The sequence below is a fragment of the Panacagrimonas perspica genome (genome assembly GCF_004364935.1).
GTDB classification, from domain to species: Bacteria; Pseudomonadota; Gammaproteobacteria; order Nevskiales; family Nevskiaceae; genus Panacagrimonas; species Panacagrimonas perspica.
Window position 1 is genome coordinate 531,274 of record NZ_SOBT01000010.1, and the last position, 22,478, is coordinate 553,751.

General features: G+C 66.0%; 24 protein-coding genes. 9 read left to right on the forward strand and 15 right to left on the reverse strand.

What is annotated here, in order from left to right; genetic code table 11:
* Positions 1–102 precede the first annotated feature (102 nt).
* The 4 genes from DFR24_RS24745 to DFR24_RS19245 are packed head-to-tail and all read left to right on the forward strand — an operon-like array spanning position 103 to position 4,234.
* On the forward strand, positions 103–1,299 hold the full coding sequence (locus DFR24_RS24745) for a hypothetical protein (protein WP_210772411.1): 1,197 nt from the start codon (positions 103–105) through the stop codon (positions 1,297–1,299).
* Between the two features lie 32 nt (positions 1,300–1,331).
* Positions 1,332–2,798 carry a hypothetical protein gene (locus tag DFR24_RS19235; RefSeq protein WP_133883026.1) on the forward strand — a complete coding sequence of 489 codons (1,467 nt, stop codon included), beginning with the start codon at positions 1,332–1,334 and terminating at the stop codon, positions 2,796–2,798.
* Between the two features lie 12 nt (positions 2,799–2,810).
* Positions 2,811–3,383: a sigma-70 family RNA polymerase sigma factor gene (locus DFR24_RS19240; RefSeq protein ID WP_246051720.1), complete on the forward strand. Its 573-nt coding sequence runs from the start codon at positions 2,811–2,813 to the stop codon at positions 3,381–3,383.
* A 44-nt stretch (positions 3,384–3,427) separates the two neighbouring features.
* A complete protein-coding gene (locus DFR24_RS19245) occupies positions 3,428–4,234 on the forward strand; it encodes an anti-sigma factor (RefSeq protein WP_133883027.1) in 807 nt (268 codons plus the stop codon).
* An 80-nt stretch (positions 4,235–4,314) separates the two neighbouring features.
* Here the strand turns inward: DFR24_RS19245 and styC are convergent, their stop codons facing one another.
* From styC to DFR24_RS19280, 7 genes are all read right to left on the reverse strand, one after another.
* On the reverse strand, positions 4,315–4,797 hold the full coding sequence (gene styC / locus DFR24_RS19250) for a styrene-oxide isomerase StyC (protein WP_133883028.1): 483 nt from the start codon (positions 4,795–4,797) through the stop codon (positions 4,315–4,317).
* A 277-nt stretch (positions 4,798–5,074) separates the two neighbouring features.
* Complete coding sequence (locus DFR24_RS19255; RefSeq protein WP_133883029.1) at positions 5,075–6,631, reverse strand: long-chain-fatty-acid--CoA ligase; 1,557 nt, start codon at positions 6,629–6,631, stop codon at positions 5,075–5,077.
* A gap of 39 nt (positions 6,632–6,670) precedes the next feature.
* The gene (locus DFR24_RS19260; protein WP_162851318.1) at positions 6,671–7,459 is read right to left on the reverse strand and encodes an enoyl-CoA hydratase/isomerase family protein; all 789 of its coding nucleotides are present in this window, start codon (positions 7,457–7,459) and stop codon (positions 6,671–6,673) included.
* Between the two features lie 76 nt (positions 7,460–7,535).
* A complete protein-coding gene (locus DFR24_RS19265) occupies positions 7,536–8,654 on the reverse strand; it encodes an alkane 1-monooxygenase (protein ID WP_133883031.1) in 1,119 nt (372 codons plus the stop codon).
* A 92-nt stretch (positions 8,655–8,746) separates the two neighbouring features.
* Positions 8,747–9,967 carry an acyl-CoA dehydrogenase family protein gene (locus DFR24_RS19270; RefSeq protein WP_133883032.1) on the reverse strand — a complete coding sequence of 407 codons (1,221 nt, stop codon included), beginning with the start codon at positions 9,965–9,967 and terminating at the stop codon, positions 8,747–8,749.
* 230 nt (positions 9,968–10,197) lie between these two features.
* Positions 10,198–11,343, reverse strand: a complete 1,146-nt coding sequence (locus DFR24_RS19275) for an acyl-CoA dehydrogenase family protein (protein ID WP_133883033.1) — start codon at positions 11,341–11,343, stop codon at positions 10,198–10,200.
* A gap of 198 nt (positions 11,344–11,541) precedes the next feature.
* Positions 11,542–12,210: a TetR/AcrR family transcriptional regulator gene (locus DFR24_RS19280; protein ID WP_162851319.1), complete on the reverse strand. Its 669-nt coding sequence runs from the start codon at positions 12,208–12,210 to the stop codon at positions 11,542–11,544.
* Positions 12,211–12,299: 89 nt separating this feature from the next.
* On the opposite strand from DFR24_RS19280, the gene DFR24_RS19285 reads away from it, so the two are divergent.
* Both DFR24_RS19285 and DFR24_RS19290 read left to right on the forward strand, forming a co-directional pair.
* A complete protein-coding gene (locus DFR24_RS19285; RefSeq protein ID WP_133883035.1) occupies positions 12,300–13,193 on the forward strand; it encodes an SDR family oxidoreductase in 894 nt (297 codons plus the stop codon).
* Positions 13,150–14,181, forward strand: a complete 1,032-nt coding sequence (locus DFR24_RS19290; RefSeq protein ID WP_162851320.1) for a formylglycine-generating enzyme family protein — start codon at positions 13,150–13,152, stop codon at positions 14,179–14,181. Before DFR24_RS19285 ends, DFR24_RS19290 begins: the two co-directional genes overlap by 44 nt.
* A gap of 71 nt (positions 14,182–14,252) precedes the next feature.
* Here DFR24_RS19290 and DFR24_RS19295 read toward each other — a convergent pair whose 3' ends face one another.
* The 5 genes from DFR24_RS19295 to DFR24_RS19315 are packed head-to-tail and all read right to left on the reverse strand — an operon-like array spanning position 14,253 to position 16,860.
* Complete coding sequence (locus DFR24_RS19295; RefSeq protein WP_133883037.1) at positions 14,253–14,531, reverse strand: cytochrome C oxidase subunit IV family protein; 279 nt, start codon at positions 14,529–14,531, stop codon at positions 14,253–14,255.
* Between the two features lie 5 nt (positions 14,532–14,536).
* Positions 14,537–15,115, reverse strand: coding sequence for a cytochrome c oxidase subunit 3 family protein (locus DFR24_RS19300; protein ID WP_211346630.1), 579 nt, complete (start codon positions 15,113–15,115; stop codon positions 14,537–14,539).
* 41 nt (positions 15,116–15,156) lie between these two features.
* Complete coding sequence (locus DFR24_RS19305) at positions 15,157–15,444, reverse strand: cytochrome C oxidase subunit IV family protein (protein WP_133883039.1); 288 nt, start codon at positions 15,442–15,444, stop codon at positions 15,157–15,159.
* The gene (locus DFR24_RS19310) at positions 15,435–16,046 is read right to left on the reverse strand and encodes a cytochrome c oxidase subunit 3 (RefSeq protein ID WP_133883040.1); all 612 of its coding nucleotides are present in this window, start codon (positions 16,044–16,046) and stop codon (positions 15,435–15,437) included. The genes DFR24_RS19305 and DFR24_RS19310 overlap by 10 nt, the downstream gene beginning before the upstream one ends.
* A gap of 25 nt (positions 16,047–16,071) precedes the next feature.
* A complete protein-coding gene (locus tag DFR24_RS19315; protein WP_133883041.1) occupies positions 16,072–16,860 on the reverse strand; it encodes a hypothetical protein in 789 nt (262 codons plus the stop codon).
* Between the two features lie 188 nt (positions 16,861–17,048).
* Between DFR24_RS19315 and DFR24_RS19320 the strand changes: the two genes are divergently transcribed.
* Complete coding sequence (locus DFR24_RS19320; protein ID WP_162851321.1) at positions 17,049–17,912, forward strand: helix-turn-helix domain-containing protein; 864 nt, start codon at positions 17,049–17,051, stop codon at positions 17,910–17,912.
* 140 nt (positions 17,913–18,052) lie between these two features.
* Here DFR24_RS19320 and DFR24_RS19325 read toward each other — a convergent pair whose 3' ends face one another.
* The gene (locus DFR24_RS19325) at positions 18,053–19,501 is read right to left on the reverse strand and encodes an aldehyde dehydrogenase (RefSeq protein ID WP_246051721.1); all 1,449 of its coding nucleotides are present in this window, start codon (positions 19,499–19,501) and stop codon (positions 18,053–18,055) included.
* A gap of 179 nt (positions 19,502–19,680) precedes the next feature.
* Positions 19,681–20,592 (reverse strand): SDR family oxidoreductase, encoded by a 912-nt coding sequence (locus DFR24_RS19330; RefSeq protein WP_133883044.1) that lies wholly within the window; start codon positions 20,590–20,592, stop codon positions 19,681–19,683.
* 104 nt (positions 20,593–20,696) lie between these two features.
* On the opposite strand from DFR24_RS19330, the gene DFR24_RS19335 reads away from it, so the two are divergent.
* Positions 20,697–21,629: a DUF7064 domain-containing protein gene (locus DFR24_RS19335; RefSeq protein ID WP_133883045.1), complete on the forward strand. Its 933-nt coding sequence runs from the start codon at positions 20,697–20,699 to the stop codon at positions 21,627–21,629.
* A 142-nt stretch (positions 21,630–21,771) separates the two neighbouring features.
* Complete coding sequence (locus DFR24_RS24520; protein ID WP_366518948.1) at positions 21,772–21,993, forward strand: cupin domain-containing protein; 222 nt, start codon at positions 21,772–21,774, stop codon at positions 21,991–21,993.
* A gap of 76 nt (positions 21,994–22,069) precedes the next feature.
* Here the strand turns inward: DFR24_RS24520 and DFR24_RS19340 are convergent, their stop codons facing one another.
* Complete coding sequence (locus DFR24_RS19340; protein ID WP_133883046.1) at positions 22,070–22,456, reverse strand: MAPEG family protein; 387 nt, start codon at positions 22,454–22,456, stop codon at positions 22,070–22,072.
* Positions 22,457–22,478: the final 22 nt, after the last annotated feature.

The window sequence follows — 22,478 nt, forward strand, 5'->3', positions numbered from 1 at the left end:
ATCCAGGCGAACCGCGGCGTCGTATCGTAGGAACTCACCGCGCAACGCGATCCGCACGAGGATCGTCGCTGCGCGTCATGCCCAGAAAAGAGGAGATTCGCGATGCGCTTCGACCTGCGATTCAAGTCCCGCCTGATCGCTCCCCTGCTCGCAGCGGCGATCGCTCTGCCGGCGTCCGCGGGGCCCGTGCCCCCCGCGGCGGACGCTCCGGCTCCGAAGAAGACGGCTCCCGCGAAACCCGCGCCCGCAAAACCCTCGGCCCCGCCTTCTGCTGCGCCCAAAGCCGCTGCACCCGCCAAGCCGGCCGCCGCGGCAGCGGCCGCCAAGCCCGCGGAGCCCACCGGCCCCATCCGGGTGCCTCCGAGCGTGCGCGAGCTGCACGTCGTGGCCACCGTCGACGCCACGCAGGAGTGGAAGAAGAACGACCCCGAACACCCGGGCGAGCAGTGGTCCAAGGGCAGCACGCAGCAACGCTACGAGATCACCACGCGCCTGCGCAGCGACGGCAAGCTGCACCTGCGCAACCTGCTGGATCCGATTCTCAACAACCGCCTCGAAGCCAAGACCATCCACCTCGCGCGCATGGCCAAGGAGCGCCTGGGCAAGCCCGGTCAGCCGGCCAAGCTTCCGGAGACGCCCGAAGAGAAGCAGGCGTTCACGCTCGCGCTGCAGCGCGCCAACATCGCGTGCGAAGGCGACCCCACCTGCTACTACAACCTGCAGATGGACGCGGCCATCATCATGGCGGCGATGGAGTATCCGGAGGCGATGAACGAGGACAGCGACCCGGGTCAGTACGAGTACTTCGTCCCCTACGACGACTGCCCGGAGAAGACACGGGTGACGCTGAAGCTGCTCGTCGAAGGCGTGCGCTACAACAAGGACGCCAAGGCCTTCATCCCGTTTTCCGAACGTCGCTCGGCCGACACCGTGAATGCGTCGGACGGGCTGCTGCTGTGCCGGCATTTCCTGGCCGTCATCGACACCAAGGACAAGGACAAGCCGATGTACCAGGAGACCATCTTCGTGCCGCGGCCGGTGGGGATGACCGAATACACGGAGAACGGGCACACCAGCCGCGAGCAGCAGCCGCAGCCGATGCCGCCCCCGGCGGTGGACTGGATGACCGAGGTCCTGCGGCACGCGAAGTCCGACGGCAAGGCCAGCGTCAGCCTGCCGCTGCCCTTGCCGCTCAACGGCAATGCGACGTGGCTCGGCCTGTGGACAGGCACCGCCAACGTGACGATGGAGTGGACGTTCCGCGAAGTGCCCGCGTCCACGGCGCCCGCCAAGCCGTAACGGTAGGGTTCCATACGACCAACGGAGTTCGCATGACCCGCCGTGTCCATGCACTGCTGTGGCTTCTTCTCCTGGGCATGGCCGGCTGCGGCCCCATCCTTCCGCCGCCGTCGGTCTACGTCGGCTGGTACAAGGGCTTCGACACCTGTCGCGATGAGTACGCGGCGATGGATGCCCGGGTTGCGTCCGCCGGTGTCGGCGACGCCGCGTACTACCGGGTGCCGGGCTATCCCTATCTGCGCATCGATCGTTTGCTGGCCTCGTATGCCAAAGAGATCGAGGGGCCGGAGCAGACCGCCGGATGGATACGTCGCATGCGCGAACTGGATCAGGAATCGCGCGAGTTCGAGTACCTGAACCTCGGCATGACGTTCAACCAGATCGGGCAGCAGCGCGACCGCTTCCTCAACTGCAGCCGCACGCTCGCCACCTTCGAGCTCGACGACCCGGGCAATCTCGAGAAGCTGAAGTCGACGGCGCAACCCGACGACGCCTACTCCGGCGTGGCCCGCGCCGTGGGCCTGTACCCGCTGGCCGTTCCGCTGCTGCGCTCCCGGATCCAGGCGGAGCAGGAAGCCGTGCGCAAGGATTTCGATCGGCCGTTGCCGGAACTCGATTCGGGTGGCGTGTTGACGCTGTGGAGCGTCAAGCCGCCGGAAGAGCCGGATTACGAGGAAGTGAATTTCCGCCGCGCGCTGCCCGACGAGTTCGGGTTGCCCGGCCTCACCGAAACGCAGTGGCTCACGCTGACCCAGCGCTACGCGCCGTCCTTGTGGATCGAGACCGCCAGCGATGCCGACCGGCCCGGCCTGCCGCGGCTGACGGGGAGCGGCGTCGACGTCGACAGCACGCAGGCCCTGGTGAACTACTCGATCAGCTTCTCGCGCTTCGGCAAGGATCCGGTGATGCAGATCACCTATTTCTTCTGGTTTCGCGGCAACGGTGCGCCGTCGTCACCTGCCATCGACGGGCTGCTGTGGCGTGTGACGCTGGACATGGACGCCAAGCCGCTGGCTTACGAGAGCCTGCATGCGTCAGGGCATTCGCACTACTGGTTCCCGGTTCAGCCGCTGACACGGCGCGAAAACGCGGGCTACTGGCAGCAGGCCGGTTTCCTTCCGCAGGGCCAGGTGGCGGAACAGGATCGCGCAGTGCGTCTGAAGGCCGGCAACCACGCGGTGCGTCGCGTGGTGCCGCTCGCGTCTGCGCGCGCCGAGCGCACGGCCACGTACGAGCTGCGCCGCTACGAGGAGCTGTACACGCTGCCGCTTCCTTCCGGCGGCTCGCACAGCCTGTTCAGCCCGGACGGTCTCGTGCCCGGTTCCGACGGACCGGACCCCTCGTGGATGTGGTCGAGCGGCGTCCGTCATCCGGGCGCTCTCAAGCAGTACGGGCATCACACGCCGGCCTATGTCGGGCGCGAACACTTCGACGCGCCGTTCCTGCTCGAGTCGGTCTTCATTCCTCCCGCGATCCCGTCGGCCGCCCCGCCGGGCTGATCGGAGCCGGGCGTGATCCAGACCACAGCCGAAGAGCGGGAGCATCTGGGGGTCCTGCTGTCCCGCGTGGCGGGCGGCGACCCGCGCGCGCTGGCCGAGCTGTACGACCTGACCAGCCCGATCCTGTACGGGCTGCTGATGCGCATGCTGCGGCGCCCGGAATGGGCGCAGGAAGCCTTGCAGGACAGCTACCTGCGCGTCTGGCAGCGGGCCGAGGCCTATGACGCGAGCAAGGGCGAGCCGATCGGATGGCTGATCGGCGTGGCGCGCTACCGGGCCCTCGACCTGCTGCGCAGCCGCCGCGACGGTGACATCGAAGTCTCCGATACGGAATCACCCGAGGCGATCGACATCGACGGGCAGGAAGCCAGTCCCGAAGACCGTGCGGTGGAGAGCGAGGGGCTGGAGCGCCTGATGCGTTGCATGCGCGGCCTGACACAGGTGCAACGGAAAAGCGTCCTTCTCGCGTACTACGAAGGGTATTCCCACACCGAACTGTCACAGGCCATGCACGCCCCGCTGGGGACGGTGAAAGCCTGGATCCGCCGGGGACTCGCGCGTCTGCGCGAATGCCTGGAGCGTTAGCAGCGCGGTGCAGAGGCGGTACGGCGGCACAGGAGGAGCGGCACATGCGTTACGACAATGCGGAACTGCTGCGGCAACTGGCGGCCGAGTACGTGCTCGGCACCTTGCACGGCGCTGCGCGCCGGCGCTTCGAGAAACTGCTGGAGACCGACGAGGAAGCGCGCTTCCAGCGCGATTTCTGGGAGCAGCGCCTCAGCGAGTTCGGCCAGGTGCTGTCGCCGGTGGCGCCGCCGCTGGACGTACGCGCCGAGTTGTTGCGCCGCATCGCGCCGACCGTCGCGAGCGTGCCGGAGCCCCTGCGGCTGCCGGCGGTACGACGCCGTCGCGCACGCAGCGTGTGGGCCTACGCGGCAGGTTTCGCCACCGCGGCGAGCCTCGCGTTGGCATTCCTGCTGGGTCAGCACTATTCCGACGCGGACGTCTCAAGGCCGCAGATGGGACGTAGCCCCGTCGCGACGACGACGGCCGCCGGCCCGAGCGAGCCGGGCGACGCCTGGCCGATCTACGCGGCCGAAGTCCGCATCCCGGGTTCGGCGAAGGGCTGGCTGCTGAGCCTGACGCCCGACCACGAACACCTGATCGCGGTGGCCTCGGACGACTTCTTCCAGAGCGGGCGCCAGCAACTCCAGCTCTGGTGCCTGGTGCCGGACACCGACCCGGTCGCGATCGGCGTGCTGCCCAGCGAGAAGGATGCGAGCGTCACGTTCCAGATTCCCGCCGAGGTTCGCGGCCGCGACCAGGTCACGTTCGCGATCACGCTCGAGCCGATCGAACGTGCTGCCGCGCGCGCGTCGCGCCGGCCCGTGGGCCCGGTCCTCAACCAGACGCGAAACCTCGTCGACGCCATCTAGCTCGCCCCCGTAGCCCGGACGAAGTCCGGGGCTGTTCTCAGGGATGAGGAAGAAGCCCCCGGACTTCGTCCGGGCTACGACTAAGTTCGCGCCGACGCGAATGCCTGACGCATCAGCATGAAGATCGCGATGATCGAGATCACCGCGAACACCAGCGCAGGCACCAGGCCGATGATCGAGGCGAAGTTCGATTCGCCGTACTTGTTGTCGGCCACGCTCAGCGCGCGATTGGGCGCGAACAGCGCCGCCCAGTAGAACAGCGTGTTGGCCCAGCCGGTGCCGACCAGCATCCAGTACATGCGCCCGGCGGCGGCCTCGGCGAATCCGAGAGGCCCCAGCAGGATCGCGACGACGAAGATCAGCATGCCGTTGAGCATGCCGCCGATGTGCGTGCGAACCCAGGCGCCGGTGTCGCCCGGAATGCCGAATTCGATGATGCGGCCGGGAATCAGCTCGATACCGCCGAGCAGCGAAATCAGCAGGCCGATGCCCGCGATCATTCCGACCAGCATCACGGCCGCGCCCTGGCCGACCATGCGCTTCTGAAGCGACGTGAAAGTCATCGTGTGTTCTCCCCTGTTTATTCGTAGTGCTGGACGTTACAGAACGTCGTTTACGGAACGTCATTTACCGCAAAGGCGCAAAGGGAAAAGAAAGGACGCAGAGAAAAGCAAAGATCGATGGGGCGACGTGCGCTAGTCAGATGTGCACACCCATCTTCAGGAAGAGAGAGCTCGCGTGCAGTCGGAGCAAGCGCTTCCATGATTGTTGATTTCCTTTGCGTCCTTTCTTTTCCCTTTGCGCCTTTGCGGTGAAATCCTCTCTATCCCAAGCAACGCCTCAGGAGCCGCGAGTCATCTGCTCACGCACCGAGCGCTTCAGGATCTTGCCGGTCGCCGTCATCGGGAAGGCTTCCACGAAGCGGACTTCCTTGGGCACCTTGTAGCCGGCGATCAGCGAACGGCAGTGTGCGATGACTTCTTCCTGCGTCAGCGTCGCGCCGGGCGCAGGAATGATGACGGCCGTGACGCGCTCGCCCCACTTCGCGTCGGGCAGGCCGATGACCGCGCACTGGCGGATCGCCGGATGCTTGGCGAGCGCCTGCTCGACTTCGGCCGAGTACACGTTCTCGCCGCCGGTGATGATCATGTCCTTCACGCGATCGACGATGTACAGCAGGCCGTCCTTGTCGCGAAAGCCCGCATCGCCGGTCTTGTACCAGCCGTCCTTCATCACCGCGGCCGTCGCCTCGGGCTGATTCCAGTAGCCGCCGAACATGTTGGGCATGCGCGCCCAGAATTCGCCGTTGGATCCCGGCGCAACCTCGTTGCCTTCCTGGTCCACGATCTTGATCTCGATCAGCGGCAGCGGCGTGCCGCAGGAGCGCAGGCGCGCTTCGTTGTTGACGTCGTGCTGTTCGGGCCGCAGCAGGGTCATGGCACCCGAGGATTCGGTGGCGCCATAAAACTGCATGAAGCGGCACTTCATCTCTTCGAGCGCGCGCTTGAGCAACGTGGAACTGATCGCCGAGCCGGCGTACATGACCAGGCGCAGCGACGAGAAGTCGGCGGTCTTCGAGTCCGGGTGATCGAGCACGAGCTGGATCGCGGTGGGCACCAGCGCGCAGATCGTCGGGCGGTCGCGCGCGATCAGCTTGAGCATGTTGCCCGGCTCGAGCGCGGGCAGCAGCGATACCGCGGCACCGTTGTACAGCGCCTGCACCGACAGGCCGGTGCCGACCAGATGGAACACCGGCATCACGGTGAGCATCACGTCGCCTTCGCGCCACTCGTACGCCGGCTCGAGGTGCTCGCACAGGCGCATCGCGTTGAGTCCGCCGTGCGTGAGCTGCACGCCCTTGGGCTTGCCCGTCGTGCCCGAGGTGTAGATCAGCATCGCGGTGTCGCCGGGGTGGATGCGCAGGTCCGGATCCTGCGCCGTGCTCTCGCCCAGCCAGTTCTCGAACTCCGCGGCATCCGCGCGCGTGGAGTCGAACACGATGGTCTTGAACTTCCGCTTGCACAGCTTCTCGACCGCAGCGAGCACGTCGACGAACTCGCGATCCACGAAGACCAGTGCGCACTGCGCGTCGTCGATGACGACCGCGACTTCGGGTGCCGCCAACCGCCAGTTCAGCGGCACGATGCCCGCGCCGGCCTTGTTGATGCCGAACAGCAGCTCGAAATAGCGAGCCGAGTTCTTGCCGAAGAAACCGATGTGCGCGCCGGGCTGGATGCCGGCGCCGATCAGGCCGTTTGCGATGCGATTGCTGAGATCGTCGAGCTGCTTCCAGCTACGCCGGCCGAGGCCGTCGATCAGCGCCGGCTGATCGGCCTTGGTACGCGCGTAATGGCGCGGGATGTCGCCGAGGTTCTTGATCTCGTAGTGCAGCCACATGTCGCGTTCCCCCTCGTATCTTTCGGATCTGAGGCCGCCTCAGCGACCCTGGAATTTTGCTTTGCGCTTCTCGACGAAAGCCGTGATGCCTTCGCGTGCGTCCGCGCTGCCGGCGACGATCGCCAAGGCCTGCGCCTCGTCCTCGAGCTGCGCCTCGAACGGCTGGCGGAACGCCTGGTTCACAAGTTTGCGCACCGCGCCGAACGCACGAGTGGGGCCCGACGCGAGCTGGCGCACGACCTTCTCGGTTTCCTCGGCCAGCGATGCGTCGTCGACGAGCTGGTCGATCAGGCCGATGCCAGCCGCGGCCTGCGCATCCAGCATCTCGTTGAACAGGAAGAAGCGCCGCGTGCGCGCAATGCCCAGGCGCGCGGCAAGCACGAATGAGGCACCCGCGTCGCAGGTGTAGCCGATCTGCGGATAGGCCGCTCCGAAGCGCGCACTCTTGCCCGCCAGCACCATGTCGCAGCCCGCGATCAAGGCGACGCCGCCGCCCATGCAGGTGGCGTGCACCGACGCGATCAGCGGCGCGTTCAGACGCTGCAGACGCGCGATGCCCATGTGCAGACCCGCGGTCCAGGTGCGGATGTTGTCCGGCAGGTTGTCGAGATCGTCGGCGAACATGCGGATGTCGCCACCCACGCTGAAGAACTTGCCGCGCCCGGTGATGAGCACCGCGCGCAGATCGTTGCGACCGGACAGCGCGTTCGCGACTTGCGCGAGCTCTTCGCAGAACGCCGCGTTGAACGGATTGCCCAGTTCCGGCTGGTTGAGCGTCAGGCGAGCCACGCCCTCGGTGACGCTCAGGTCGATGCTTTTGTAGATCACGGAAGTTCTCGCAGGAATGAAAACGCCACTGACCTCGTCCGGAGATCAGTGGCGCGATGTGAAGCGGGTTGCCGGATCAGACTCCGACGGTCGCGGCTTTGCCGACGAGCTCGGGCGATTCGTTCTGCCAGTCCGGCCATCCGGCTTTGCGGTTCTGCTCGGCGGCGAGCACGCGCTCTTCCTTGGTCGCGAATTCGAGATCCCAGCGCTTGAGCGCCGGCTTGATGATCACCTCGTGCCACAGCGGCGGAATCAGTGCAGACAGGAAGCAGACGAACACCGACGGCATCAGGATCGCTTCCTTGTGCGGCACCAGCTTGTAGTAGACCTGGTACGAATTCAGGTGATGGTCGGCGTGATTGGTGATGTCGAAGCCGCAGGTGCGCGAGAACCAGCCCAGGTGATTCCACAGGTGACGACGGCCAATCGGCGCGCCCTTGAGTCGGATCACGCCGTAATGCTGGAAGTAGTTGAACGACTCGACCCAGAAGCGCGCCACGATCTGGCCAGCCAGCGCACATAGGTTCGCTTCCCAGCCGCCGATCAGGAAGATCACGACGTGGAACAGCACCAGCGCCAACAACGCGCGATACAGGCGGTGGCTGTAATGCCAGGGGCTGAGGCCCTTCTTGCGCAGCGCGCCGGCTTCCATCTTCAGCGCGTACTTCGTGCTCTCGATCACGGCGTTCGGCGTGAAGCTGTACAGCGTCGTTCCACGCGCGGCAGTGTCGCCGTCATCGGGCGTGGCCACGTCGATGTGATGGCCGACCACGTGCCCGATGTCACGCGTGCAGTCGAGGATGCACAGGTGTCCGTAGCGGCCGACGGTGCGCGCGATCGGATTGCGCATGTGGTAGAGCTCGTGCGCCGCCGGAACGAGAGGAATCACGCCCATCCAGCCCACGCTGAGGATGCCGCCGATCTTCTGCCAGATCGTCAGGTCGTGGACCGACAGCGACCAGGCGAAGACGAAATACAGCGCCACCGGGCCGACGCAGCACAGCCAGATCGGAATGTTGGCCAGCGTCGCGTTGGTCATCTTCCGCACGCCGAAATCGCGCGGGACGATCGAATCCAGGATCGCCAGGATCGGGAAGGTCGCGATGCCGACCCACATCCAGTCGCCCCCGGCGAACAGGCCTGCCGCCGAGCACGCCACGACGAGGACAGGGGTCCAATACTTGAGGTAGTCCATCGATGCTTCTCCGTCCCAATGCATCGTTTCGAGAATTGTTCGGAACCGCCACGATGCTGGCGGCTCCTGACCCGGTTGCTACCGGTGGTTCTTCAGGCGACCGCGCGCTTGCCGCTGTTCGTGTCGTCCTGCGATCCCGCGATCGGGCGGATCGTCGATCCGCCCAGGTGCTCGCGGAACAGCGCACGACCAATGATGTGCTTCATGACTTCGATCGAGCCGCCGGCGATCTTCACGATGCGGGCGTCCGCATAGGCGCGGGCGATGGGGTATTCCCACATGTAGCCCCAGCCGCCGAACAACTGCAGGCACTCGTCGACGACCTTGCAGTGCAGGTTCGACAGCCACATCTTGGCCATCGCCGCATCCACCTCGGTCAGTTCGCCCTTCATGAACTGCTCGATGCACTTGTCGGTGAAGACGCGGCCGATGACGGCCTCGGTCTTCAGCTCGGCCAGCTTGAACTGCGTGTTCTGGAAATCCGCGATGGTCTTGCCGAAGGCCTTGCGCTGCGCGGTGTAGTCCACCGTGTACTCGATCACCGTCTCGGCGACCGTCGCCGAGCGGATCGCCTGCGCGAGGCGCTCCTGTGCGAGCTTGGTCATCATCAGCGAGAAGCCCTGGCCTTCTTCGCCGAGCATCGCGGTGGCCGGCACGCGCAGGTTCTCAAAGAACAGCTCCGAGGTGTCCTGGCCCTTCATGCCCAGCTTGTCGAGGTTCTTGCCGCGCACGAAGCCCGGCAGCTTGGTGTCCACGAGGAACAGCGTGACCCCGCGCGCGCCCTGGGTGCTGTCGGTCTTGGTCGCCAGCACCAGCACGTCGCAGAGCTGGCCGTTGGAGATGAACACCTTCTGGCCGTTGATGACGTAGTCGTCACCGTCACGCACGGCGCGCGTGCGGATGGCCTTGAGGTCGGAGCCGGCGTGCGGCTCGGTCATGCCGAGCGAACCGATGGCCTCGCCCGCCACCATCTTGGGCAACCAGTACTTCTTCTGCTCCTCGGTGCCGAACGACTTCACGTACGTGGACACCAGATCGCAGTGGATCAGGAATCCCGGGCCGGTGAAGCCGCTGCGTGCCATCTCTTCGAAGACGATGACGTCGAACAGGTAGTCCAGGCCCAGGCCGCCGTATTCCTCGGGGATCGTGCAGCAGAGCATTCCGGCTTCGCCCGCCTTGAGCCACAGCTCGCGCGGCACGATGCCGTCCTCTTCCCACTGCTTGTGGAAAGGGGCGATTTCCTTCTCGATGAACTTGCGCACCGAGGAGCGGAACATCTCGTGTTCTTCCTTGAAAAGCCGGCGCTCGAACATGGACTGCTCCCTAAAGTGGATGAGACGATAGTACGGTACCCTACTAGGTATGTAAAGGCCCGTCTGTCCTGGCCAAAACAGGTACGCGCGGCCAACGAATTCCGGACGTCCGGACGTAACTCTGGGAGTGGAAATCGGCCCTAGCCCGGGTGAAACCCGGGGGCGCTTTGGCATCACCGCGGCCGGCCCGGCTTCGAGCGGCTTTCCCGGGTTTCGCCCGGGCTACGGCGCTACAGGCTGCGCGAGATCAGCTCCCGCATGATTTCCGAGGTGCCGCCGTAGAGCCGCTGGACGCGGGCGTCGGCGAACAGGCGGCAGATCTCGTACTCGCGCATGAAGCCGTAGCCGCCGTGCAACTGCAGGCAGGCATCGACGACGCGGCCGTGCATCTCCGTGCACCAGAGCTTGGCGGTCGAGGCATGCAGCGCGTCGAGCTGTCCGAGCACGTGCTTCTCGAGACATTGGTCGGCAAAAGCCCAACCCACCAGCAGGTCCGCCTTCAGATCAGCGAGCTTGTACCGCGTGTTCTGGAAGTCGGCGATCGCCTGGCCGAAGGCCTTGCGGCCACGCGTGTACTCCACGGTGATGTCGAACGCGCGCTGCGCCGAGGCCATCGACTGGTAGGCGATGATCAGTCGCTCCTGCGGCAGCTCGGTCATCAGCGTTGCGAAGCCGGTGCCCTCGACGCCCATGACGTTGCTCGCCGGGACCTCGACCTCGTCGAAGAACATCTCCGACGTGTCCGACGACAGGTGCCCGAGCTTGTGAAGATTGCGGCCGCGGCGGAAACCCGGCCGGTCGGTCTCGACCAGGATCAGGCTCATGCCCTTGGAACCCGGTGCGTCGGACGTGCGTGCCACCACGATCACGAGGTCGCAATGCTGTCCGTTGCTGATGAAGGTCTTGGAACCGCTGATCCGGTAGACATCGCCATCCCGCACGGCGCGGGTCTTGATGCCCTGCAGATCGCTGCCGGTGCCCGGCTCTGTCATCGCGATCGCGCAGACCGTCTCGCCGCTGGCCATGCGCGGCAACCATTTGCGGCGCTGCTCCTCGGTACCCGCGTGCTGGATGTAGCCGCAGCACACGTCGCTGTGCACGGAGAAATCCGTCATCGGCCCGGCGTAGCCCGCGTACGCGATCTCTTCGACGACGATGCAGTTGTGCTTGAAGCTGCCACCGGCACCGCCGTATTCCTCGGGCAGCTGCGGGCACAGCAGGCCGGCGCTTCCGCCCGCATCCCAGAAGCTGCGATCGACGATGCCCGCTTCCTCCCAGCGCTGGAAATGCGGCGTGATCTCCGCCTTGACGAATCCGCGTACGGCGTCGCGGAACATTTCGTGTTCATCGGAATAGACGGGACGGGGCTTCAGCACGGAGGAACTCCAGATCGAATCGAGGACAGGAAAGCGGCGTGTCGGATCGGTGGCATGCGCCAGCAGGCAATCTAGGCAGCGCCCGGCGGCGAGAAAAGCCTGGCTCCGTATATTTTCCCTCGACCGCTATGCGTAGCCCGGACGAAGTCCGGGGCGCCGCCGCTTCCCGTCGCCGACGGTTCCCGGACTTCGTCCGGGCTACGGACGCGGATTCACACGCCACGCCCGCGTGAACAGGCCGACCACCGATTCCACCGCGTGACGCCGGCTCGCCGCGCTGCGCGAAGGCGGGATCAGCACGTAGCGCCCCGCTCCGCTCGCCAGCCCGGCGATCTGCGTCGCGGCCTCGCGCGGCGAATCGATGTCGATCTGCCCGGAGTCCTTGAGCTGCTGCAGATACTCGACCAGCGGCTGCGCGCCCTTGCTGGAGTCGTCGAGCATCGCGCGGCCGAGCTTCGGAAACCGGGCCGCCTCGGCGACGACCATGCGCATCACGGCGAGGTAATCCGGATGCGTGTAGCCCTCGATCAGCTTCTCGACGATCTCGCGCAGGACCTGGTCGAGCGGCAGGCCGCGATCCACCATCGTTCCCAGGCGCTCGCGGACGCTGAGCTGCGCGCGTCGCGCAACCTGCTCGAACAGCTGTTCCTTGGTCTCGAAATGGCGATACAGCGTGAGCTTGGCAACCTTGGCCTCACGGGCGATGCCTTCCATGCTCGCGGCCTCGAAGCCGCGCGCGATGAACACGCGCAAGGCCGCTTCCAGAATGCTGCGGCGCGCCGCGTCGGCATCCTCGCGACGAGGACGCCCCGGCGGCCGCACGCCCTTGCGCACAACTTGCCCCGCCTTGGTTGGCGTCTGGTCCATGCGACATGATGCGACATCCCGTCCGGGTCGCGATCCGGGCCGGCGCGGTGTTATCGTATGGTTCCATATCATCAATCCGGAGCCCTTCCATGGCCCTCTATTCCGCCGACGCACTGGCCGGCAAGCGCATCCTCGTCACCGGTGGCGGCACGGGCCTGGGCAAGGGCGTGGCCGGCTTCCTCGCCAAGCACGGCGCGCACGTCCATCTCTGGGGACGTCGAATGGAAGTCCTGGAAAAGGCCGCAGCCGAGATCAACGAGGGTTGCGGCGCGGCGCGTGCGCACGTCCAGGCCGTCGACATCCGCAAGGCGGAAGCGGTGGACGCCGCCGTCGGCGAGATCTGGAGCCAGCACGGTCCGCTGACGGGCCTGATCAACAACGCAGCCGCGAACTTCATCGCGCCGACCAAGGACCTGAGCCCTCGCGCCTTCGAGGCGGTGACCTCCACCGTCATGAACGGGGCGTTCTTCACGACGCACGCCTGCGGCAAGCGCTGGATCGATCAGGGCCTGAAAGGCTCCGTGGTCTCCACGCTGGTGACCTGGATCTGGACCGGTTCCGCCTTCGTGGTCCCCTCGTCGATGGCCAAGGCTGCGGTCAACGCGATGACGATGTCGCTGGCCGTCGAGTGGGCCAAGTACGGCATCCGCATCAACGCAGTGGCGCCAGGGCCGTTCCCGACCGAGTACGCCTGGCAGATGCTCTCTCCCACCGATGATGCGAAGATTGGGGCTACCCAGGCGGACGAAGTGCCGATGGGGCGCTTCGGCGAGATTCAGGAACTGGCGAACCTCATGATCCTGCTCCTTGGCGATGGCTGCGATTACATCACCGGCGAAACCATCTGCATTGATGGGGGTCATCATCTGGCCGCGCCTTCCACTTTCGCGGGATTGAACAAGCTCAGCGATGACAGTTGGCGCAAGATCCGCGAAGCCAGTGTGGCTGCTACCGCAGCGTCCAAGGCTCAACGAAGCACCTGATTCCACCGGCCCACGCCTTCCCCGCTCCGGCGCGGCGCGGGCGTGGAAGCTGCGCGTCGCAGCGCTCGCGCTGCTGAGCCTTTTCGCCGTCGCGCCGCTGCACGCGGCCGACGACGAGGGCAAGAGCGCCAAGCCTTCCGCCGGCGCCCAGGACAAAGCCCAGAAGGGCGGCCTGGATTGCCCGGAACCGCCGCCGTTCGCCACCGATCCGGCGACCGGCAAGGTGTCTTACCGCGACTGCGCGGACACCCCTGAACTGGTCCGCCTGCAGGGCGGCACCTTCATGATGGGCGAGCACACCAGCACCGGCACGCTCTACGAGCGCCCGCTGCACGAGGTGAAGGTCCCCGGCTTCTCGATCGGCAAGTACGAACTCACCTTCGACGAGTGGGACGCCTGTGTGCGCGCGCGTGGATGCGTCAAGACACCCGACGACAAGAACTGGGGCCGCGGCCGCCGTCCGGTCATCAACATTACCTGGGTCGATGCGCAGCAATACGTGCACTGGCTGAGCAGGAAGACCGGCGAGAAATACCGCCTGCCGTCCGAAGCGGAGTGGGAATACGCGGCGCGCGCCGGAGCCGAAGGCCGCTACTCCTGGGGCGAAGGCGCCGAGTGGGCCTGCGAGTACGGCAACGTGCTGGATGTCACCGGCGGAGAGACCTTCCCGAACTGGACCTGGCGTGCCACCTGCGACGACAAGTTCGCCACCACCGCGCCGGTCGGCAGTTTCCGCGGCAACCCCTACGGCCTCTACGACATGAACGGCAATGTCTGGGAGTGGGTGCAGGACTGCTGGCACAACGATTACAACGGTGCGCCCACCGACGGCTCCGCCTGGACCTCGGGCGGCGAGTGCGGCAAGCGCGTCAATCGCGGCGGCGGCTGGGGCAATCATCCCCGCAGCATGCGATCGGCCTCGCGTGACGCCGACAGCGGCGAAGGCTTCAGCAACGCGATCGGCTTTCGCGTCGTACGCGAGAACTAGGGCTCCCGTAGCCCGGGTGAAACCCGGGAGGGTCGTTCGTCCCGGGAGGAAAGCCCCGGGTTCCACCCGGGCTACGCCGGCGCCGCGCTGCCGCTCAGGTACATGCCGATCATCGCGGCCGCCACGACCAGGACCCACAGTTCGAAGAACAGTCGCAGTCCTCGCGGCGCGTGCCGCAACTCCATGAAGTGCAGCAGCACCAGGCGCACCTTGTAGAACGCGATCGCGATGATCGCCACGGTGCCGGTGCGGGCGGCCACGATGTCCTTGGACAGCACCCAGGTCGTGACCACCGTTGCGAGCATCAGCACGAACCACACCAGGATGCCGGGTCGCTTGAGCAGATTCATGGCGGCTACTTCATCAGGTACAGCAGCGGGAACAGGATGATCCACAGCAGATCGACCATGTGCCAGTACAGGCCGCCGCTCTCGAGCACGGCCAGCCGCCGGGAATCGAAGGCGCGCCGTCGCGACATCTTCCAGAACACCAGCAACATGACGCTGCCGCCGATGACGTGCAGCAGGTGGAAGCCCGTGAGGATGAAGTAATACATGTAGAAATCGCTGCTCGCAGGCGTGATGCCGGCCGACAGCTTGGTGCCGTATTCGAAGGCCTTCGAGATACCGAAGGCGACGCCGCAGCCGAACGCCGCCAGCAACCAGCGCGGAATCTCGTCGAGCCGGTCGTGCTTCGCGGCGTTCACCGCCAGCACGACGAACCACGAGCTCGTCAGCAGGATCAGCGTGTTGATGCCGCCGTAGTTCGGATCCAGCGTGAGGCGTCCGGCCTCGAACACCTCGGCCGCATCCCGCCGGCCGATCATCGTGGACACGAACAGCGCGGTGAAGAACAGCATGTCCGCAGCCAGGAACACCCAGACGCCTTCCACGCCGGGAAGGCGTCGAGCCGGTTTTTCAGCCGTATCGGTCACACGTTCATTCATCGGGACAGGAGATGGGTTCGTCGAAGCCCTTACGGCGCGACGCAGTTCGCCGCGCTTCCGGTGAACAGCCATATTCCCAGGATCAGCGCCGCGGCCGCCACCACCCACAGCTCGAACGCCAGCCTCCAGCTCAGCGGGGCGTGCTTCAGCTCCATGTAATGGAGCACGATCATCCGGGCCTTGAACACCGCGATCAGCAGGATCAGCGATACGACGATCGCCGGGCTCAGCCCCTTGCCGCCGATCAGCAGTCCGGTCGCGATGCTCGCGCAGACCAGGAACGCCCAGGTCAGGATCGCAGCGCGGTTCAGGGACATGGCTGCCATTGCAGTCCCAGGACGTAGAGCAGCGGGAAGATCAGGATCCACAGCAGATCCACCATGTGCCAGTACAGGCCGACCGCCTCGATCTTGCCGCGGAAGTCGGGCGCTCCCGCGTGACGCAGGCTGTAGAACCAGATGAACGCGAGCGCGCCCATACCGCCGAGGAAGTGCAGGAAGTGCGCTCCGGTCAGTGCGAAGTAGTACATGTAGAACGGGTTGGTGTGCATGCCGATGTCGTGCGCGAACTTGTCGCCGTACTCGATCGCCTTGCTCACGCCAAAGCCCGCTCCGATGACGAAGGCCGCGAGGATCCAGTTGCGCAGCGCCGTGAGGCGCCCTTCCCGCGCCGCAGTGACCGCGAACACCACGCACAGCCCGCTGGTCACCAGGATCAGCAGGTTGAGCAGGCCCAGGTGATAGTCCAGCGTGTTCGCAGACTGGTTGTACACCGCCAGTTCCTTGGAGCGGTCCACCATGAAACCGGTGAACAGCATCCCGAACACGATCAGGTCCGCGATGATGAAGACCAGGATCCCGGAGACCAGGTCACGCTGGTCCCGGGACGCACCGATCGTGGGCGCCGTGGAGTGCTCCATGGGCGTCGTGCCGAGCCGTCAGCGATCAGGCCCGGCCGAGCATTTCCTCGCGCTCTTTCGCGAGCCGGGGAATCGCCTTCATCGTGAAGAACGTGATGATCAGGATGTACGCGAACCAGACCACGAACTCGACCCAGAAATTGAGCCAGCCCTGGCGTGCGAACAGGCCCGACTTGAAGAACGGCATCAGCAGTTCGAACAGGAAGCTCAGGCCCGCCCAGATCGAATACCAGCATGCCCATCGCGGAAACAGCGGTTTGGCGCGCTGGTCGGTCAGGCCGGCGACGCCGATGCAGACCATCGGAATCGTCGTGATGAAATAGAACATGTCGATCAGCAGCCAGCCCTGGTCGTAGAGCATCTGCAGCGTCTTGGGATCCAGTTCATCGGGACGATACGAACCGGTCAGCCAGAACACCGACGACGTCACCAGCGGCACCACGGTCAGGCCACCGCCCCACATCTGCAACGTCGAGACGATGTCGTTCTCGTTGCGGTTGATCAGCTGCATCACCTTGTAGATCGCCAGCGTCCACGGCAGGTACAGGCAGCCGAACAGCATCGCGCCGGACATGCCGGCCCGCACCTCGTTGTAGTTCGTGCGGAAGTGCTGGGCCAACTGGTCGGCCGTGAAGTCGGCCGGGATCGGCGGAATGTTGGAGCCCAGCACGCCCCAGCAGATGATGAAGGCGGCGAGGAAGACCGGCCCCATCGCGGCGCAGACGCGCCAGTACTTGAAGTAGGACTCGTTGCTCAGGACCGGGTTGTAGTACCGGAAATAAGCCTCGGTGTTGAACATCCTGGGATCGTTCATGGGGTCTCCGTCGCACTCGCTCTTCGAATAGGTCCGGCATGTGCCGGCGGGCCCCGCGCACCGGGAACTTCTCCGCGGCGGTGGCCATCCCGCATTCTTGTCCTTGGCGCGAGCCGGCTCTACCAGAACCGGATGGATCTCATGGCAGAATCGGCTCACAGCGCGGGGGCGAAAACGAGGGCCGTGCGATGACCCATTCCAGCAAGCGGCGTGCGGAGCAGGCGTTCCGCACCGCGTTTCGCGTAGCGCCTCAAGTGGCTCGCGAAGTGGTGGCCGGCGCGCGCCTGGGCATCTACGGCTGGCAGACACCGGACTTCGAGGGCTTCGAGCTGCCCGAATCCGATGAGCTCGTGCTGGCCCTCCATCTCGGCGGCTCGCGAAAGGTCCGCGCCGTCACCGACCATGGATTGAGCCGCGCCCAGTCGACGCCCGGCATGATCACGATCCTGCCGCCCGGTCAGCCCCTCGCGTTCCGTACCGAGGGCAGCGTGCGCGTGGCGACGCTGCACCTGTCCCGCAGCGACGACGACAACAGTCCGCTGGAGCGCCTGGCCCGCTGCACCGCGCCGCGCTTCGCGTTCCGCGACCCCTACGTCAGCGCCTCGATGGAGGCGATGCTGCGCGCGGCACGCAGCGATCGGCCGATCCCGCCCGACTATCTCTCCAAGCTCGCCGACGCGCTGCTCTGCCACCTCGCGCTGCTCGCCGACCTGGGTCCGGTAGAACGCGCGGTCGAGGGCGCGCGCCTGAACGAGCTGGTGCAGTACGTGGATTCACATCTGGGCGAACGCCTGACCTTGGACGATCTCGCGACGCGTGCCGGGATGAGCCGCGCGCAGTTCACGCGCAGCTTCCGCGATGTCACTGGCGAGTCGGCACACCGCTACATCACGCGTCGTCGTGTCGAGGCGGCGCAGCGGCTGTTGAGCCAGACCGATCGCGATCTCGCGTGGATCGCGAACGAAACGGGCTTCTCGAGCCAGTCCCATTTCACGCGGCAGTTTCACGCGCTGACCGGCAACACGCCGGGCCGCTTCCGCGACGGCCATTAACCGGCGTCTGGGTGCAACCCGGGGGTTTTCCGGACGTCGGCGCAAAGCCCCGGGTTGCACCCGGGCTACGTAAAAAAGGACCGGTTTCCCGGTCCTTTTTTATCTCCGCAGGCCGCGCATCACGCGCGCCGCCGCAACGCTCACCCCATCACGTACGTCGACTTGTACTGCTGGTAGCCGGCCAGCGCCTCGGGACCGAACTCGCGGCCCAGGCCGCTGGCCTTCACGCCGCCGAACGGCGAACCGATGGACGGCATGTAGCCGTTGATGCCGATCGTGCCGGTCTGCACCTGGCGCGCCAGCTTGCGTGCACGGCCTTCGTCGCTGCTCCAGATCGAACCGCCGAGACCGTAGACCGAGTCGTTGGCGATGCGCACCGCGTCGGCCTCGTCCTTGTACGGGATCACCGCGAGCACCGGCCCGAAGATCTCGTCGCGCGCGATGCTCGTGCTGTTGTCGGGAACCGCGAACACCGTCGGCTGCACGAACCAGCCGCGGTCGAGTCCCTTGGGCCGTCCGCCGCCGACGACGAGCTTCGAGTCCGACCTGCCCTTCTCGATGCAGCTCTCGACACGGTTGCGATGCAGCGCAGAGGCCATCGGGCCGACGTGCGTGCCCATGTCCATCGGATCGCCGACCTTCAGCGACGAGGCCATCGCGGCGAGCGCGTCGACGACCTGCTGGTAGCGGCCCTGCGGCGCGAGGATGCGCGTGCAGGCGAAGCAGGTCTGGCCGTTGTTGAGCAGCGACACCGACGGCAGGCCCTGCATCACGGTCTCGAGATTCGCATCGTCGAGGATGATCGCGGCCGACTTGCCGCCGAGTTCCAAGGTCACGGGACGCAGCAGCTCGCCGCAGACGCGCGCGATGGCGCGACCCGCCGCCGTCGAACCGGTGAACGCGACCTTGTCGACACCCGGATGCGAGACCAGATACGCCCCGACTTCACGATCCGCCGCGACCCAGTTGATGACACCTGCCGGCACGCCGGCTTCGGCAGCAGACTCGGCCATGATGTAGCTGTCGAGGATGGTGCCCGGCGAGGGCTTCATCACCAGCGTGCAGCCCGCGGCCATTGCCGGCGCGATCTTGCTGATGGCGAGCGTCACGGGGAAATTCCACGGCACGATGCCGGCGACGACGCCCAGCGGCGCGCGGCTCACCAGGGTCTCGCGGCCCATCTGCGAAGGACGGACTTCATCGGTCTGCAGGTTCTTCGCCAGCTCGGCGTAGTACGCGAGCACGCCGACGGAGAACTGGCCCTCGAGGCCGCTGCTGACGGCGAGCGGCATGCCGTTCTGAATGCTGACCGCGCGCGCGATCGCGTCGCTGCGCTTGGCGAGCGCAGCGACAAAGCGTCCCATCACCTCGGCGCGTTCGGCGGGCGTGCTGTTGGCCCAGGGGCCGGTCTCGAAAGCCTTGCGCGCCGCGGCGACCGCGCGATCGACGTCGGCTTCTGCCGCCTCGGGCACCGAACCGATGACTTCCTCGGTCGTGGCATTGATCAGGTCGAAGTGCTTCTTCGACGACGGGGCAACCCACTCGCCGCCGATGTAGAACGCGTTCTGCAGATGATCCTGGACACCCACTGGGGTACTCCTCCTGGTATGCACTCGAGGCCACGGAACCGAACGGTTTCCGGCCATCGCGACCTTATATCGTATGGTTCCGTACGAGTCCAGCGGGCATCCCGTAGCCCGGACGAAGTCCGGGTCGCCGCTGGGAAGCCGGAGAAGAGCCCCGGACTTCGTCCGGGCTACGAAGCCATTCAGCGCGTCGGCTTCTTCGTGATGCCTTCGGTCAGCAGCTTGGGCTTCGCATCGAGATGAAAGCCGCCGAACGGCTGCGACTTGTCGGACGGCGTGCCGGTGCGCGGTGACGGCGGGTTCCAGCAGTTGCGTGCGTTGGGCGCACCACCGTCGACGCGGATGCACGAACCGGTGATGAACGAGGCCACCGGCGACAGCAGGTACACGATGGCGCCCGACATCTCGGCGACGTTGCCGTAGCGCTGGGCCGGAATCGTCGGCGGAAATTTCAGGATTTCCTTCTGCGCATCCGGCTCGTAGGTATCGAAGCCGCTGCTCTCGATGCCACCGGGCGCCACGCAGTTCACGCGCACGCCGGCCGGCGCCCACTCGGACGCGGCACTCTCGCTCAAGGTCCACATGCCGCCGCGCGAAGCACCCGAATGCGCGTAGTTGGCCCAGCCGTTCCAGATGTCCGCGATGATGTTGACGATGCTGCCGCCGTTCTTTTCCATCCAGCGGTTGTAGACCTCGCGCATCACCATGAAGCCGCCGAACAGGTTCAGGCGCACCACGGCCTCGAAGCCCTTGCTGCTGATTTCCTTCAGCGGCTGGCGATACTGGCCGCCCGCGTTGTTGACGAGGCCGTCGATGCGTCCATGCGCGGCGAGAACGCCGTCGACCATCGCGATCACCTGCTCTTCCTTGCGGATGTCGCAGATGTGCAGGCTGACCTTGCCGTGGATGCCCTCGGCCTCGATTTCCTCGCGCACTTTCGCCAGCTTGTCCTCGTCGCGACCGACGATGGCCACCGTGGCGCCGAGCGAAGCCAACTCATGGGCGGTGCAGCGCCCGATGCCCGAGCCCCCGCCGGTGATGATGATGACCTGGCCCTCGAACAGGCCGGGGCGGTAGACGGATTGGTAAGGCATGGAGGGAGTCACCCGGTGTGGTAGTTCCTTGGTACGGTACCGTATCATCGGCAATCCGTGGTTTATAGACCGACACCGTTCACTTTTCCCTTCGAGGAGACGTCATGAACAAGCTCACCCCCAATCGTCCAGTCCCGGTACTCGATGTCGTGCACGACGGCCGTCACGTCCTGCAGGACCTGCCGCTGGCACGCGAGTCGATCCCCTACGTCATCGCCCTGCCCGAACAAGGCATCGGCGCCTTCGTCTACACCTGGGTGACCAAGGACAGCCTGGCGGGTTCGGCCTGCGTGGCCTTCGGTCCGGGCGTGGCCACGCCCATCGCCGAGAAGACCGACGGCATCGAGGTACCGCGCAAGCAGAGCTTCGACAACTGGAACGTCGGCAAGCTCACGCTGCAGCACGACCTCAAGCTCGAGCGCGCACGCGTGAAGGTCGACGGCGAGCGCTTCGGCCTCGACGCGCAGTTCGAAGCCCTGCATCCGGCCTATGCGTACGCCTTCCATCCGGACGGCTGCCCGACCTGGGCCGCCACCAATCGCACCGAACAGGCGGGCCGCCTGCACGGGAAGATCCGCATCGACGGCAAGGAGCACAATTTCGAGACGGCCTGCGCGCGCGATCACTCCTGGGGCACGCGCAACTGGGATGTGCCGCAGAACTGGAAGTGGCTGCACGCGCAGGCCGGCGACACCTGCGTGCACTTCTGGCACATCAATGCGCGCGGCCGCAACGAGCTGCGCGGTTACGTGTCGCGTGACGGCCGCATGGCCGAAGTCGCGCGCGCCGACTACGAGTTCGAGACCGACGACCAGTACCGCCAGACGCGCATCGTGGCCGAAGTCGAGGACACCGCGGGCCGCAAGCTGCGCGTCGAGGGCCAGTACTTCGCGACGTTCCCGTTCCTGCCGGTCCCGAGCTGCACGCTCAACGAAGGCGCGATGACCTGCACGATCGACGGCCAGAAGGGCGTGGGCTGGACCGAGTTCATGTGGCCCACGGAATACCTCGACTTCCTGCGCAACGAGAAGGCCTGAGCCTGTCGGGGATTCCCCGTCTGGCAGTCCTCGACGGATTGCCAGACGATGGGCCGTTGGCGCGACGACGCGCAGGAGGGGAATTCGATGGACACCCCCCGAGTTCACGAAAGAGCTGGCCGCGCGCGGCTTCAGCCCGCCCATCCCGGGCGACTATCCCGCGAACTGCTTCAACGATTTCCACACGCACCCGTTCGACGTGCGTGGCCTGATCACCTCGGGCGAGATGACGCTGACGATGCAGGGCAAGGCCACGACGTTCCGGTCCGGCGAGATCTTCACGATGCCGGTCGGCGTATCGCACCAGGAGAACGTGGGGCCGAATGGCGTCGAGTACATCTGGGGCCGCTCACCATCCGCATGAGCGTAGCCCGGGTGAAACCCGGGGTTGTTTTTTCACCCCTCGCGAAAAGCCCGGGTTTCATCCCGGGCCCCGAGTCTCAGGCCGCGATGACGAACAGCGCGACCACGCAGGCCACCGCAGCGCCCCACACCAGCGAGCGCAGCGTGCCCCAGTCCGCCAGGTAGCAGATTCCGTACGCGACGCGCGCGGCCACCCAGCCCATCGCGAGCAGATCGATCGTCGACTGCGCGCCGCCGGCGAGATGCGAAATGATCACCGCCGCAGCGAACGCCGGGAACGCCTCGAAGGCGTTGAGCTGCGCCCAGTGCGCACGCTTCTGCATGCCTGAGACGGTTTCCAGGAACTCGCGCGGCGCGCTGTTCTGGCCGAAGGACATCTTCTGCGAGCCGCCGAACTTGGCCGTCGCCGTCCACATCAGCGGCATGAACGCGCCGATCAACACACACCAGTAAGCCGTGGTCATGCCCTGTTGCTCCCTTCTATCG

Coding starts and splice junctions, on each gene's coding strand:
- DFR24_RS24745 (WP_210772411.1), top strand. CDS start 103: ATGCGCTTCGACCTGCGATTCAAGTCCCGCCTGATCGCTCCCCTGCTC.
- DFR24_RS19235 (WP_133883026.1), top strand. CDS start 1,332: ATGACCCGCCGTGTCCATGCACTGCTGTGGCTTCTTCTCCTGGGCATG.
- DFR24_RS19245 (WP_133883027.1), top strand. CDS start 3,428: ATGCGTTACGACAATGCGGAACTGCTGCGGCAACTGGCGGCCGAGTAC.
- styC (WP_133883028.1), bottom strand. CDS start 4,797: ATGACTTTCACGTCGCTTCAGAAGCGCATGGTCGGCCAGGGCGCGGCC.
- DFR24_RS19255 (WP_133883029.1), bottom strand. CDS start 6,631: ATGTGGCTGCACTACGAGATCAAGAACCTCGGCGACATCCCGCGCCAT.
- DFR24_RS19265 (WP_133883031.1), bottom strand. CDS start 8,654: ATGGACTACCTCAAGTATTGGACCCCTGTCCTCGTCGTGGCGTGCTCG.
- DFR24_RS19270 (WP_133883032.1), bottom strand. CDS start 9,967: ATGTTCGAGCGCCGGCTTTTCAAGGAAGAACACGAGATGTTCCGCTCC.
- DFR24_RS19280 (WP_162851319.1), bottom strand. CDS start 12,210: ATGGACCAGACGCCAACCAAGGCGGGGCAAGTTGTGCGCAAGGGCGTG.
- DFR24_RS19285 (WP_133883035.1), top strand. CDS start 12,300: ATGGCCCTCTATTCCGCCGACGCACTGGCCGGCAAGCGCATCCTCGTC.
- DFR24_RS19295 (WP_133883037.1), bottom strand. CDS start 14,531: ATGAATCTGCTCAAGCGACCCGGCATCCTGGTGTGGTTCGTGCTGATG.
- DFR24_RS19305 (WP_133883039.1), bottom strand. CDS start 15,444: ATGTCCCTGAACCGCGCTGCGATCCTGACCTGGGCGTTCCTGGTCTGC.
- DFR24_RS19310 (WP_133883040.1), bottom strand. CDS start 16,046: ATGGAGCACTCCACGGCGCCCACGATCGGTGCGTCCCGGGACCAGCGT.
- DFR24_RS19315 (WP_133883041.1), bottom strand. CDS start 16,860: ATGAACGATCCCAGGATGTTCAACACCGAGGCTTATTTCCGGTACTAC.
- DFR24_RS19320 (WP_162851321.1), top strand. CDS start 17,049: ATGACCCATTCCAGCAAGCGGCGTGCGGAGCAGGCGTTCCGCACCGCG.
- DFR24_RS19330 (WP_133883044.1), bottom strand. CDS start 20,592: ATGCCTTACCAATCCGTCTACCGCCCCGGCCTGTTCGAGGGCCAGGTC.
- DFR24_RS19335 (WP_133883045.1), top strand. CDS start 20,697: ATGAACAAGCTCACCCCCAATCGTCCAGTCCCGGTACTCGATGTCGTG.
- DFR24_RS19340 (WP_133883046.1), bottom strand. CDS start 22,456: ATGACCACGGCTTACTGGTGTGTGTTGATCGGCGCGTTCATGCCGCTG.